This is a genomic window from Streptomyces virginiae, from assembly GCF_040638905.1.
In the GTDB taxonomy this organism is placed as follows: domain Bacteria; phylum Actinomycetota; class Actinomycetes; order Streptomycetales; family Streptomycetaceae; genus Streptomyces; species Streptomyces virginiae_B.
On the sequence record NZ_JBEZYV010000009.1, the window covers coordinates 240667 to 253088 of the forward strand.

Consider the following 12422-nt stretch of genomic DNA (forward strand, 5'->3'; position numbering starts at 1 on the left):
CCTGCGCGTGCTCATACGACTTCTGCGGACCCATCTGGGTCCGTACCGGAAACCCATCTCGGCGCTGGTCCTGCTGCAACTGCTGCAGACCAGCGCCAGCCTCTACCTGCCCACCCTGAACGCCGACATCATCGACAACGGTGTCGTCAACGGCGACACCGGCTACATCCTGCGCTTCGGCGCGCTGATGCTCGGCGTGTCGCTCATCCAGCTCGTCTGCAACGTCGGGGCCGTCTACTACGGCGCCCGCACGGCCTCGGCCGTCGGGCGCGACGTCCGCGGCGCCGTCTTCGACCGGGTGCAGAGCTTCTCCGCCCGGGAGCTCGGCCAGTTCGGCGCCCCGTCGCTGATCACCCGTACGACGAACGACGTCCAGCAGGTCCAGATGCTGGTGCTGATGACCTTCACCCTGATGGTGTCGGCCCCGATCATGTGCGTCGGCGGCATCGCCATGGCGCTCTCGCTGGACGTACAGCTGTCGGGCGTCCTGCTGGCCGTGGTCCCCGTACTCGGGATCTCGGTGGGCGCCATCGTCTACAGGACGCGGCCGCTGTTCCGCCAGATGCAGGACCGCCTGGACACCGTGAACCGGGTGCTGCGCGAGCAGATCACCGGCAACCGCGTGATCCGCGCCTTCGTCCGCGACGACTACGAGAAGGACCGCTTCCGGGAGGCCAACGCCGATCTCACCGGCGTCTCCCTGGCCTCGGGCAAGCTGCTGGCGCTGATGTTCCCGACCGTGATCGTGGTCGTGAACATCTCCAGCGTCGCCGTCATCTGGTTCGGTGCGATGCGCGTCGACAGCGGCGGCATGGAGATCGGCCAGCTCACGGCCTTCCTCGCCTACCTGATGCAGATCGTCATGTCCGTGATGATGGCCACCTTCATGTTCATGATGGTTCCGCGCGCCGAGGTCTGCGCGGAGCGGATCCAGGAGGTGCTGGACACCGAGTCCAGCGTCGTCCCGCCCACCGACCCGGTGCGCGAACTCACCCGCCGCGGGCTGCTGGAGCTGCGCGGCGCCGACTTCGGCTACCCGGGTGCCGAGGCCCCGGTCCTGCGCGGCGTGGACCTGGTGGCCCGCCCCGGCGAGACCACGGCGGTGATCGGCTCCACCGGAAGCGGGAAGTCCACGCTGCTGGGCCTGGTGCCGCGGCTCTTCGACGCGACCGGCGGCGAAGTGCTCGTCGACGGCGAGGACGTACGCCGGCTCGACCCCGAACTGCTGGCCAGGACGGTCGGCATGGTTCCGCAGAAGCCCTACCTGTTCTCCGGCACCGTCGCCTCCAACCTGCGCTACGGGCGCCCGGAGGCCAGCGACGAAGAGCTGTGGCAGGCCCTGGAGGTCGCCCAGGCCAAGGAGTTCGTCTCGGCGCTGGAGGGCGGTCTGGAGGCCCCCGTCACCCAGGGCGGAACGAACGTCTCCGGCGGCCAGCGCCAGCGTCTGGCCATCGCCCGCACGCTCGTCCAGCGCCCGGAGATCTACCTCTTCGACGACTCCTTCTCGGCCCTGGACTACGCGACGGACGCGGCGCTGCGCGCGGCGCTCGCCCGCGAGACCGAGGACGCGACCGTGGTCATCGTCGCCCAGCGGGTCGCCACGATCCGCGACGCCGACCGGATCATCGTCCTGGACGAGGGCCGGGTCGTGGGCGAGGGACGCCACCACGAGCTGATGGCCGGCAACGAGACCTACCGGGAGATCGTGCTCTCCCAGCTGACGGAGGCGGAGGCCGCATGAGCGGGCCCGGAGGACGGATGATGATGGGGCCGGCCCAGCGGTCCCTGGACTTCAAGGGATCGGGCAAGCGGCTCCTGGCCCAGCTCGCGCAGGACCGGGCCAAGCTGTGGGGCATGGTCCTCGCCGTCGTCGGCAGTGTCGCCTGCGCCGTCGTCGGACCGAAGATCCTCGGCGAAGCGACCGACCTGGTCTTCGCGGGGATCGTCGGCCGGGAGATGCCGGCCGGTGTGACCAAGCAGCAGGCGCTGGACGGAATGCGCGCCCGCGGTGACGAGGGCATGGCGGACATGCTGTCCGGCACCGCCTTCACCCCGGGCCAGGGCATCGACTTCGGCGCGGTCGGGGTCGTGGCGATCTGGGCGCTGGTGGTCTTCACCCTGGCCGGCCTGCTGATGCTGGTCGCGACCCGGCTGTCGAACCACGTCATGAACGGCTCCCTGTACCGGATGCGCGAGGAGCTCCAGGCGAAGCTGTCGCGGCTGCCGCTGTCGTACTTCGACCAGCAGAAGCGCGGCGAGGTGCTGAGCCGGGCCACCAACGACATAGACAACATCGGCCAGACGCTCCAGCAGACGATGGGTCAGCTGCTGAACTCGCTGCTGACGATCGTCGGCGTGCTCGCGATGATGTTCTGGATCTCGCCGCTGCTGGCGCTGGTCGCGGTGGGGACCGTACCGGTCTCGGTCTACGTCGCCGCGAAGATCGGCAAGAAGTCGCAGCCGCAGTTCGTGGAGCAGTGGAAGACGACCGGCACGCTCAACGCCCACATCGAGGAGATGTACTCGGGGCACAACCTGGTCAAGGTCTTCGGCCGGCAGAAGGAGTCCGCGGCGGTCTTCGCCGAGCAGAACGAGGCGCTGTACCGGGCCTCGTTCAAGGCGCAGCTGGTCAGCGGCATCATGCAGCCGGTGATGTTCTTCATCTCGAACATCAACTACGTGCTGATCGCGGTGGTCGGCGGGCTGCGGGTCGCCTCCGGCACCCTGTCGATCGGTGACGTGCAGGCCTTCATCCAGTACTCGCGGCAGTTCTCGATGCCGCTGACCCAGGTCGCGTCGATGGCGAACCTCGTGCAGTCCGGTGTCGCCTCGGCGGAGCGGGTCTACGAGCTGCTGGACGCTCCGGAGCAGGAGCGCGACGCCGACGTGCCGGAGCGTCCGCAGGAGCTGCGCGGCCAGGTCACCTTCGACAAGGTGGCCTTCCGCTACGAGCCGGACCGGCCGCTCATCGAGAACCTCTCGCTCTCGGTGGAGCCGGGCCACACGGTCGCGATCGTCGGCCCGACGGGCGCCGGCAAGACGACCCTGGTGAACCTGCTGATGCGGTTCTACGAGGTCACGGGCGGGGAGATCGCCCTGGACGGGGTGGACATCGCCAAGATGACCCGCGAGGAGCTGCGCGGCGGCATCGGCATGGTGCTCCAGGACACCTGGCTGTTCGGCGGCACCATCGCGCAGAACATCGCCTACGGTGCTTCGCGCGAGGTCACGCGCGCCGAGATCGAGGAGGCGGCGCGGGCGGCGCACGCGGACCGGTTCATCCGGACCCTGCCGGACGGCTACGACACCGTGCTGGACGACGAGGGCGCGGGCGTCAGCGCGGGCGAGAAGCAGCTGATCACCATCGCCCGGGCGTTCCTGTCGGACCCGGTGATCCTGGTCCTCGACGAGGCGACGAGCTCGGTGGACACCCGTACCGAGGTGCTGATCCAGAAGGCGATGGCGCGGCTCGCGCACGGCCGGACGTCCTTCGTGATCGCGCACCGGCTGTCCACGATCCGCGACGCCGACCTGATCCTGGTGATGGAGAGCGGCTCGATCGTGGAGCAGGGCACGCACGAGGAGCTGCTGGCGTCGGGCGGTGCCTACGCGCGGCTGTACGCGGCGCAGTTCGCCCAGGCGGTCGCCGAGGTCGACTGACCACGGCATGAACGGGTGGGGGCGTCCTTCGGGGCGCCCTTTCCCGTTCCCCTTCCCGTTCCCCTTCCCGTTCCCCTTGCCGTTTCCTCTGCCGTCGTTCAGTCGAGGTAGCCGCGCAGCTGGTCGGCGAAGGCGTGGTCGCGCAGCTTGTTGAGGGTCTTGGACTCGATCTGGCGGATCCGCTCGCGCGTCACGCCGAAGATCCGGCCGATCTCCTCCAGGGTGCGGGGCCGCCCGTCCGCGAGCCCGTACCGCAACTGCACGACCTTGCGCTCGCGTTCGCCGAGGGTCGACAGGACCGCTTCCAGGTGCTCGCGCAGCAGGAAGAAGGCGGCCGACTCCACGGGGGAGGCGGCGTCGCCGTCCTCGATGAGGTCGCCGAGCGCGACATCGTCCTCCTCGCCGACGGGGGCGTGCAGGGAGACCGGCTCCTGGGCGAGGCGCAGCACTTCCAGGACGCGCTCGGGGGTCAGCTCCAGGTGGACGGCTACCTCTTCGGCGGTGGGCTCGTAGCCGCGTTCCTGAAGCATGCGGCGCTGCACGCGCACGACGCGGTTGATCAGCTCGACGACGTGGACGGGCACGCGGATGGTCCGGGCCTGGTCGGCGAGTGCCCGGGACATCGCCTGCCGGATCCACCAAGTGGCGTAGGTGGAGAACTTGTACCCGCGGGCGTAGTCGAACTTCTCAACGGCCCGGATCAACCCGAGGTTCCCCTCCTGCACCAGGTCGAGCATGGTGAGCCCGCGGCCGACGTACCGCTTCGCGACGGAGACGACCAGGCGCAGGTTCGACTCGATGAGACGGCGTTTGGCCATGCGTCCCATGACGACGAGCCGGTCGAGGTCGAGGGCGAGCTGGGAGTCGAGGTCCGGAGTGGTGCCGAGCTTCTCCTCGGCGAACAGCCCGGCCTCGACGCGCCGTGCCAGATCCACCTCCTCCGCGGCGGTGAGCAGCGGGATCCTGCCTATCTCGCGCAGGTACTGGCGGAACAGGTCGGCGGAGGGTCCCGCTCCGCCCCCGTTCTCGCCGCTGTCCCGCCTGCGCTGCACGGGCACCGGCTCGATCAGCTCCAGTACCTCGGGCTCTTCGTCCACGGCTTTGGCCTCCGAGGACTCGCTCGCGTTCACGGTCAGGGTCCGGGTCTGCACGGGTGCGACCTCCAGGGCTCCGAGGACGGGGGCACCGCATTCAGTGTGGGGTAAGACGCATCGCTGCCACGAGGGGCGTGCGAGCACTTTCTGAGTCCGGCGCGTGACCGATGGTTACCCCCCGCCGGGAACCCCGATGCGGGTCGGACACATGTCCGAGGTGGTCGGCTCCCTGTCTCCGTACGGAACCCGCGTGAACGGTGCGCGCGCGGACGCGGCGGAGCCGGCGCGGCTCGACGCCTGGGCCGGTGCGGCGGCGGCCTACGACGCGCTGGTCGCGGCGCCCGGCGCGGTCCGGGTCTGAATCGACGCGCAGGAGCGGAAGTTCGTGCTGTACGGCGGTGACCCGTCGGTGGACGACGGGTGGTTCGACGACTTCGCCTAGGCCGGCTCGACGCGGACCGCGCAGACCTTGAACTCCGGCATGCGCGAAGTGGGGTCCAGGGCCGGGTTGGTCAGGGTGTTGGCGCGGCCCTCGCCCGGCCAGTGGAAGGGCATGAAGACCGTGTCCGCGCGGATGGCGTCCGTGATCCGCGCCGGGGCCACGGCGCGGCCGCGCCGGGAGGTGACCGCCAGGGGGCTGCCGTCGACCGCGCCGATGCGGGCGGCGAGGCGCGGGTGGAGTTCCACGAAGGCACTGGGGGCGGCCTGGTTGAGCTCGTCCACCCGGCGGGTCTGGGCGCCGGACTGGTATTGGGCGACCACGCGGCCGGTGGTGAGCAGGAGCGGGTACTCCGCGTCGGGGACCTCCGCGGCGTCGCGGTGCGCGACGGCGACGAAGCGGGCCCGGCCGTCGTCCGTGGCGAAGCGGTCCAGGAAGAGGCGCTCGGTGCCGGCCGAGCCTTCGGGGCAGGGCCAGAAGACGCCCTGTTCGGACTCGATGCGGTCGTAGGTGATGCCCGAGTAGTCCGCCGGGCCGCCGGCCGAGGCGCGGCGCAGCTCGTCGAAGACCTCCTCGGGGGCGGTGGGGAAGCCCTTCTCGACGCCGAGGCGGGCGGCGAGCCCGTGCAGGACGTCCAGGTCGCTGCGGACCCCCGGGGGCGGGGTCAGGGCGCGGCGCCGCAGCAGGACGCGGCCCTCCAGGTTGGTGGTGGTGCCGGTCTCCTCCGCCCACTGGGTGACGGGGAGGACGACGTCCGCGAGGGCGGCCGTCTCGGACAGCACGACGTCGGCCACGGCGAGGAAGTCCAGTGAGCGGATCCGGTCCTCGATGTGTGCGGCGCGCGGCGCCGAGACCACCGGGTTGGAGCCCATCAGCAGGAGGGACTTCACGTCGGTGCCGAGGGCGTCGAGGAGTTCGTAGGCGCTGCGGCCGGGCCCGGGGAGGCTGTCGGGGTCGACGCCCCAGACCTCCGCGACGTGCGCCCGCGCGGCCGGGTCGGTGAGCTTGCGGTAGCCGGGGAGCTGGTCGGCCTTCTGCCCGTGCTCGCGTCCGCCCTGGCCGTTGCCCTGGCCGGTGAGGCAGCCGTAGCCGGAGAGCGGGCGGCCGGCCCGGCCGGTGGCCAGGCACAGGTTGATCCAGGCGCCGACGGTGTCGGTGCCCTTGGACTGCTGCTCGGGGCCGCGGGCGGTCAGCACCATCGCGGAGTCCGGGGCGCAGAAGAGGCCGACCGCCTCGCGCAGGGCCGGGACCGGGACGCCGGTGATCCGTTCCACCAGCTCGGGCCAGTGGGCCATGGCGGCGGCCCGGGCCTCCTCCCAGCCGGTGGTGCGGGCGGCGATGAACTCTTCGTCGGTGCGGCCGTCGGCGACCACGAGGTGCAGGAGGCCGAGGGCCAGGGCGAGGTCGGTGCCGGGGCGCGGGGCCAGGTGCAGGTCGGCCTGCTCGGCGGTGCGCGTGCGGCGCGGGTCGATGACGATCAGCGTGCCGCCGTTGGCCTTGAGCTCGGTGAGGTAGCGCAGGGCGGGCGGCATGGTCTCGGCCAGGTTCGAGCCGACGAGGATCACGCAGCCGGTGCGGGGGATGTCCTCCAGCGGGAAGGGCAGGCCGCGGTCGAGCCCGAAGGCCTTCTGGTGCGCGGCGGCGGCCGAGGACATGCAGAAGCGGCCGTTGTAGTCGATCTGCGAGGTGCGCAGGGCGACGCGGGCGAACTTCCCGAGCGCGTACGCCTTCTCGTTCGTGAGCCCGCCGCCGCCGAAGACGCCGACCGCGTCCGGTCCGTACGCGCGGGCCGTGCGGGCGAGGCCCGCGGCGACGGCGTCGAGGGCCTCCTCCCAGGTGGCCGGTTCGAGCCGCCCTGCGTGGGTGCGGACGAGCGGCTCGGTCAGGCGCACCCGGGAGGAGAGCACGGCGGGCGCGGTGCGGCCCTTGCCGCACAGCGCGCCTCGGTTGACCGGGAAGTCGGCGCGCTCCTCCACCGTCACGCCCGCGCCGCCCGGCTCGGGGCGCAGGTTCATCCCGCACTGCAGCGCGCAGTAGGGGCAGTGCGTGGCGGTGGCGGTGGTGGCTCCCGGGGTGTGCATACGGTCCAGCGTGCGTCGGGGGTGTTACGCCCGCCGCCGCCCCGCGTTACGGCTCGGGGTGCTCCACCTCAGCACGGTGCGCCGCCCCCGGTGAGGGCGGCGGCGAAGGCTGCGGCGAGGGCCGGCCGCAGCTCGGGCCGGTCGAGGACCTCCACGAACATGATCCGGCCGTGGACGACGTCGAGGATCAGGCACCCCCTGGCCGGGACCAGCGCCACGTTGCGGTGGCCCGGCCCGTAGGGCGTCCCCGGCCGGTGGGGCTCGGTGCGGAAGCTCTGGCAGAAGTCGTCACCGCAGCCGCAGTCGGCGAGGAGTCGGAGGTCGTGGGCGCAGACAGCGAGATCGCGTTCACCCTCCTCCTCCAGCAGTCGGACGAGTTCGGCGCTCAGCCCGGGGAGGACGTCGCGCAACAGGGGTGCGGTGGTGTGGTCGTCTTGTTGCACAGGGCGGACCGTAGCCCGGCGCCCCCGTCGAGGCACGCGATTGTGCGGCCGCAGGACCGGCGGGGCGGCAGGGCGTGCGGCGGGCGGGAGCCGCCGCACGCGTCAGCGGCCCGTCAGGTGTTTCACCATCTAGCGGTGCGTCAGTCTCCCAGTGCCGCCAGGGCCCGCGACACCCCTTGTTCCTTCGGCCCCAGGAAGTGCGGTGCGGGCTTGAAGGCCGCGTCCAGGGCCGCCTTGCCCGAGGCCAAGAACTCGCGCGCCTGGCCGTAGTACCAGGTGGAGTCGTGCACGTCGGCGACGCCCACGCCGTACGAGTCCAGGCCCGCCGCCTGGCACAGGGCGACGGCCCTGCGTATGTGGAAGCCCTGGGTGACCAGCACGGCCCGCTCGACCCCGAAGATCTCCTTGGCCCGCACGCAGGAGTCCCAGGTGTCGAAGCCGGCGTAGTCGCTGACGATCTGGGTGTCGGGAACCCCGTGTTCGGTCAGGTACCTGCGCATGGCGTCGGGCTCGTCGTACTCCCGGCGGCTGTTGTCCCCCGTGACCAGGACGACCTTCACCTTGCCGGTTCGGTACAGCTCGGCGGCGGCGTCGAGCCGGTCGGCGAGATAGGGGGTGGGCCGCCCCCGCCACAGGCCGGCCCCGAACACCACCGCCACGTCGGCGGCGGGCGCTTCGGCCGTCGTCCGCAGCCGGTCGGCGGCCGACGCGTGCGTCCACGCCGACGGGAGCAGCGCCAGCACACAGGCCGCCATGACGGCCTGCACCGCCAGCCGCCTGGCCGGGACCCCCCGCAGCCGCCGCGGCGGTCCCGGCCGCCGGTCCGCCACCGCGCCCACCACGGCCCTCGCTCCCGCCCTCGCTCGCGCCGTCGACCTCGCCACAGCCCTCGCGACAGCCCTCGCCCAGCCCTTGATCTCCATGACCGCCCCTCCCGTGCACCGCCCGCACCACACACCGTTCGCACACATTGACGATCACCGACTGGCCCGGAGTTCCGCCGCCGCCCCCTTTCACTCGTACGAACGACCGAGTGAGCACCCCGCAAACACCCGTCACCCCCGCGCAACGCACCCGCAATGTCCGACCCGCAGGATCGGTTCATGACGGAGCCGGTGCACCCTCCCGACAGCCCCTCCCTCCCGTTCGGCAGCGCGGCCGAGCTGCTGACCCGGATCACCGCCCAACTCGGCACGCAGCTCAGCGGACTGCGACCGCCCCGCACCCGCCCCCTGGGAGACCGCCCATGCAGCAGCCCACCCTCGTCGCCGTGGCCCACGGCAGCCGGGACCCGCGCGCCCTGCGCACCGCCCTCGCCCTCCTCGAACGGGTCCGCGAGCTCCGCCCGCGCCTCGACGTCCGGCTCGGCCACATCGAGCTGAACGAGCCGCTGCTCGACGACACCCTGCGCGCGACGTCCGGCGCGGCCGTGCTCGTCCCGCTGCTGCTCGGCCGGGGGTACCACGTCAAGCGCGACCTCCCCGCGGCCGCCGCCCGGGCCACCCACCTGGACACCCGCGTGGCCGCCCCGCTGGGCCCCCACCCGCTGCTCGTCGAGGCCCTGTACGAGCGGCTCGTGGAGGCCGGCTGGACCGCCGGCACGGCCGTGGTGCTCGCCGCCGCCGGGTCCCGCGACCCCGACTCGGCCGCCGACACCCGCCGCACCGCCGCCCTGCTCGCCGGGCGACTCGGCGGCGTCCCGGTGGTGCCCGCCTACGCCTCGGCCACCGCGCCCAGCGCCCCCGAGGCGGTCCGGGCCCTCTCCGCCCGCGGCCACCACCGGATCGCCGTGGCCTCGTACTTCGCCGCTCCCGGCCGGTTCGCCACCCAGACCGCCGATGCCTCGCCCGCCCTCGCCGCCGCCCCCCTGGGCGACCACCCGGCCCTGGCGCGGCTGTTGCTGCGCCGCTACGACGAGGCCCTGGGCCGTCCCGCCGCCCGCCCCCGGCCGGAACTCGTCTCCGCCTGATCCCGGTTTGTCAGTCGTTGCGGTTACCGTCTTGTCATGGAAGGCACCGCGCACGCCCCCGCAGACGACCTCTACTCGCCCTACGACCCGGCCGACACCGAGCGCTGGGCCGCCGAGCCCGACAAACGGCCCGGGCGCACCGCCTTCCAGCGCGACCGGGCCCGGGTGCTGCACTCCGCCGCGCTGCGCCGGCTCGCCGGGAAGACCCAGGTGGTCACCCCCGGCAGCCGCTCGTACGACTGGGACGCCAGCCCCCGTACGCGCCTGACCCACTCCCTGGAGTGCGCCCAGGTCGGACGGGAGCTGGGCGCCGCGCTCGGCTGCGACCCCGACCTCGTCGAGGCCGCCTGCCTCTCGCACGACATGGGCCACCCGCCCTTCGGCCACAACGGAGAGGAGGCGCTCAACGAGTTCGCCAAGGACTGCGGCGGCTTCGAGGGCAACGCCCAGTCACTGCGCCTGCTGACACGGCTGGAGCCCAAGCGGTTCGTGCCCGACCCGGCGAGCGGGCAGCAGGTCAGCGTCGGCCTCAACCTCACCCGGGCCTGCCTGGACGCCGCCACCAAGTACCCGTGGGCCCGCGGCGGCCACCCGACCGACCCCGGCTCGGTCAAGTTCGGGGCGTACGAGGACGACCTGCCCGTCTTCGAGTGGCTGCGGCTCGGCGCGCCCGCCGACCGCAAGTGCTTCGAGGCCCAGGTCATGGACTGGGCGGACGACGTCGCGTACTCCGTCCACGACTTCGAGGACGGCCTGCACGCCGGGCACCTCGACCCCAACCTCCTGTTCGCCGAGCCCGAGCGGGCCGCGATCTGGCGGGTCGCCATCGGCCGGTACGTCCCCGCCGACACCTCCCCCGAGGAACTGCGCGCCGCCCTGGACCGGCTGATGGAGCAGGAGTGGTGGCCGCACGGATACGACGGTTCCGCCGTCGCCCAGGCCCGTCTGAAGGACGCCACGAGCCAGCTGATCGGCCGCTTCTGCCTGGCCGCCGAAGGAGCCACCCGGGAGGCGTACGGCTCGGGCCGCCTCACCCGGTACGGTGCCGAACTGGTGGTCCCGCGCGAGGCGCGCAACGAGTGCGCGGTCCTCAAGGCGGTCGCCGACCTGTACGTCATGCAGCGCGACGAGCAGGAGCGCATCCGCGCCGACCAGCGCATCGTCCTGGCCGAACTGGCCGAGGCGCTCAGCGCCCGCGCCCCCGAGGGCCTGGACCCGCAGTTCCGCGCCATCTTCGACACCGCCGCGGACGACAGGGCCCGAAAGCGCGCGGTCATCGATCAGATCGCGTGTCTCACCGACGCTTCCGCCCGTTCCCTTCACGCACGCCTCACCCGGCGCACCCGACGCGCCGAAGGGTGAGCTGATCGAGCCACTCCCCCTTCACGCGGCAGGCTCAGTGCGGGACGCTCGCATGTGGTCGCATGTGGCGTAGAGGTTATGAGGAGGCATCAGGTGGTCGACGCACACCGGACATTCGTCATCGTCGGCGCGGGGCTCGCCGGGGCGAAGGCGGCCGAAACGCTGAGGTCGGAGGGGTTCACGGGGCGGGTGATCCTGATCGGCGACGAGCGTGACCATCCCTACGAGCGCCCCCCGCTGTCCAAGGGCTACCTGACGGGCAAGGAGGAGCGCGAGAGCGTCTTCGTCCACGAGCCGTCCTGGTACGCGGCCTCCGACATCGAGCTGCACCTCGGCCAGCCGGCCGTCCACCTCGACCGTGAAGCCAAGCGGGTGGTCCTCGGGGACGGCACGGTCGTGCACTACGACAAGCTGCTGCTGGCCACCGGCGCCGAGCCGCGCCGCCTGGACATCCCCGGCACCGGGCTGGCCGGGGTGCACCACCTGCGCCGGCTGGCCCACGCCGAGCGGCTGCGCCACGTCCTGGCCGGCCTGGGCAGGGACAACGGCCACCTGCTGATCGCGGGCGCCGGGTGGATCGGCCTGGAGGTCGCCGCCGCGGCCCGCGGGTACGGCGCCGAGGTGACCGTCGTCGAACCGGAGGCCACCGCGCTGCACGCCGTCCTCGGTCCCGAAATCGGCCGGCTCTTCGGCGACCTGCACGCCGATCACGGGGTGCGCTTCCATTTCGGGGCCCGGCTGACCGAGATCGTGGGCCAGGACGGCATGGTGCTGGCCGCCCGTACCGACGACGGGGAGGAGCACCCCGCGCACGCGGTGCTCGCCGCGATCGGGGCCGCGCCGCGGACGGCGCTCGCCGAGACCTCCGGGCTGGCCCTGGTCGACCGGGAGCACGGCGGCGGCATCGCCGTGGACGCCTCGCTGTGCACGTCCGACCCTGACGTCTACGCGGTCGGCGACGTGGCGGCCGCCCACCACCCGGCGCTCGGGACCCGGCTGCGGGTCGAGCACTGGGCCAACGCGCTGAACGGCGGCCCGGCCGCCGCCCGGGCGATGCTGGGACAGCCGGTCAGCTACGACCGGGTGCCGTACTTCTTCTCGGACCAGTACGACGTGGGCCTGGAGTACTCCGGATACGCCCCGCCCGGCGGCTACGACCAGGTGCTGGTCCGCGGGGACGCCGGCAAGCGGGAGTTCATCGCCTTCTGGCTGTCGGAGGGTAGGGTCCTCGCCGGAATGAACGTGAACGTGTGGGACGTCACCGAGCACATCCAGGCGCTGATCAGGTCAAAGGCGCCCGTGGACCGCGAGGCCCTCGCGGACCCGTCGGTTCCGCTTGCCTCGCTGGTTCCGGCGGAGGGGGCCTGACGGGTT

9 protein-coding genes are annotated in these 12422 nt (G+C 72.5%); 5 read left to right on the forward strand and 4 right to left on the reverse strand.

Annotated features, from left to right (window positions below; all coding sequences use genetic code 11):
* Positions 1 to 7 precede the first annotated feature (7 nt).
* Positions 8 to 1741 carry an ABC transporter ATP-binding protein gene (locus tag AB0F82_RS15970; RefSeq protein WP_362627624.1) on the forward strand — a complete coding sequence of 578 codons (1734 nt, stop codon included), beginning with the start codon at positions 8 to 10 and terminating at the stop codon, positions 1739 to 1741.
* Positions 1738 to 3660 (forward strand): ABC transporter ATP-binding protein, encoded by a 1923-nt coding sequence (locus tag AB0F82_RS15975; RefSeq protein ID WP_362627627.1) that lies wholly within the window; start codon positions 1738 to 1740, stop codon positions 3658 to 3660. The genes AB0F82_RS15970 and AB0F82_RS15975 overlap by 4 nt, the downstream gene beginning before the upstream one ends.
* Before the next feature lie 98 nt (positions 3661 to 3758).
* On the opposite strand, the gene AB0F82_RS15980 is transcribed toward AB0F82_RS15975, so the two are convergent.
* The 4 genes from AB0F82_RS15980 to AB0F82_RS15995 all read right to left on the reverse strand — a co-directional run bounded on the left by AB0F82_RS15980 (position 3759) and on the right by AB0F82_RS15995 (position 8472).
* Complete coding sequence (locus AB0F82_RS15980) at positions 3759 to 4811, reverse strand: RNA polymerase sigma factor (RefSeq protein ID WP_030657144.1); 1053 nt, start codon at positions 4809 to 4811, stop codon at positions 3759 to 3761.
* Between the two features lie 381 nt (positions 4812 to 5192).
* A complete protein-coding gene (locus AB0F82_RS15985; protein WP_362627630.1) occupies positions 5193 to 7274 on the reverse strand; it encodes a molybdopterin oxidoreductase family protein in 2082 nt (693 codons plus the stop codon).
* A 68-nt stretch (positions 7275 to 7342) separates the two neighbouring features.
* Positions 7343 to 7717, reverse strand: coding sequence for a hypothetical protein (locus AB0F82_RS15990; RefSeq protein WP_362627633.1), 375 nt, complete (start codon positions 7715 to 7717; stop codon positions 7343 to 7345).
* A 140-nt stretch (positions 7718 to 7857) separates the two neighbouring features.
* Entirely contained in the window at positions 7858 to 8472 is a 615-nt protein-coding gene (locus tag AB0F82_RS15995) for a SanA/YdcF family protein (protein WP_362627708.1), read from the reverse strand.
* Between the two features lie 491 nt (positions 8473 to 8963).
* On the opposite strand from AB0F82_RS15995, the gene AB0F82_RS16000 reads away from it, so the two are divergent.
* The 3 genes from AB0F82_RS16000 to AB0F82_RS16010 all read left to right on the forward strand — a co-directional run bounded on the left by AB0F82_RS16000 (position 8964) and on the right by AB0F82_RS16010 (position 12416).
* Entirely contained in the window at positions 8964 to 9686 is a 723-nt protein-coding gene (locus AB0F82_RS16000; RefSeq protein ID WP_390076852.1) for a sirohydrochlorin chelatase, read from the forward strand.
* Between the two features lie 36 nt (positions 9687 to 9722).
* Positions 9723 to 11048 carry a deoxyguanosinetriphosphate triphosphohydrolase gene (locus AB0F82_RS16005; protein ID WP_362627636.1) on the forward strand — a complete coding sequence of 442 codons (1326 nt, stop codon included), beginning with the start codon at positions 9723 to 9725 and terminating at the stop codon, positions 11046 to 11048.
* A 93-nt stretch (positions 11049 to 11141) separates the two neighbouring features.
* Positions 11142 to 12416: an NAD(P)/FAD-dependent oxidoreductase gene (locus tag AB0F82_RS16010; protein WP_356810392.1), complete on the forward strand. Its 1275-nt coding sequence runs from the start codon at positions 11142 to 11144 to the stop codon at positions 12414 to 12416.
* Positions 12417 to 12422: the final 6 nt, after the last annotated feature.

Bases quoted from the DNA above. Each gene is read 5' to 3' on its own strand.
- AB0F82_RS16000 (WP_390076852.1), top strand. From the start codon at position 8,964: ATGCAGCAGCCCACCCTCGTCGCCGTGGCCCACGGCAGCCGGGACCCG.
- AB0F82_RS15985 (WP_362627630.1), bottom strand. From the start codon at position 7,274: ATGCACACCCCGGGAGCCACCACCGCCACCGCCACGCACTGCCCCTAC.
- AB0F82_RS15995 (WP_362627708.1), bottom strand. From the start codon at position 8,472: ATGGCGGCCTGTGTGCTGGCGCTGCTCCCGTCGGCGTGGACGCACGCG.
- AB0F82_RS15975 (WP_362627627.1), top strand. From the start codon at position 1,738: ATGAGCGGGCCCGGAGGACGGATGATGATGGGGCCGGCCCAGCGGTCC.
- AB0F82_RS16005 (WP_362627636.1), top strand. From the start codon at position 9,723: ATGGAAGGCACCGCGCACGCCCCCGCAGACGACCTCTACTCGCCCTAC.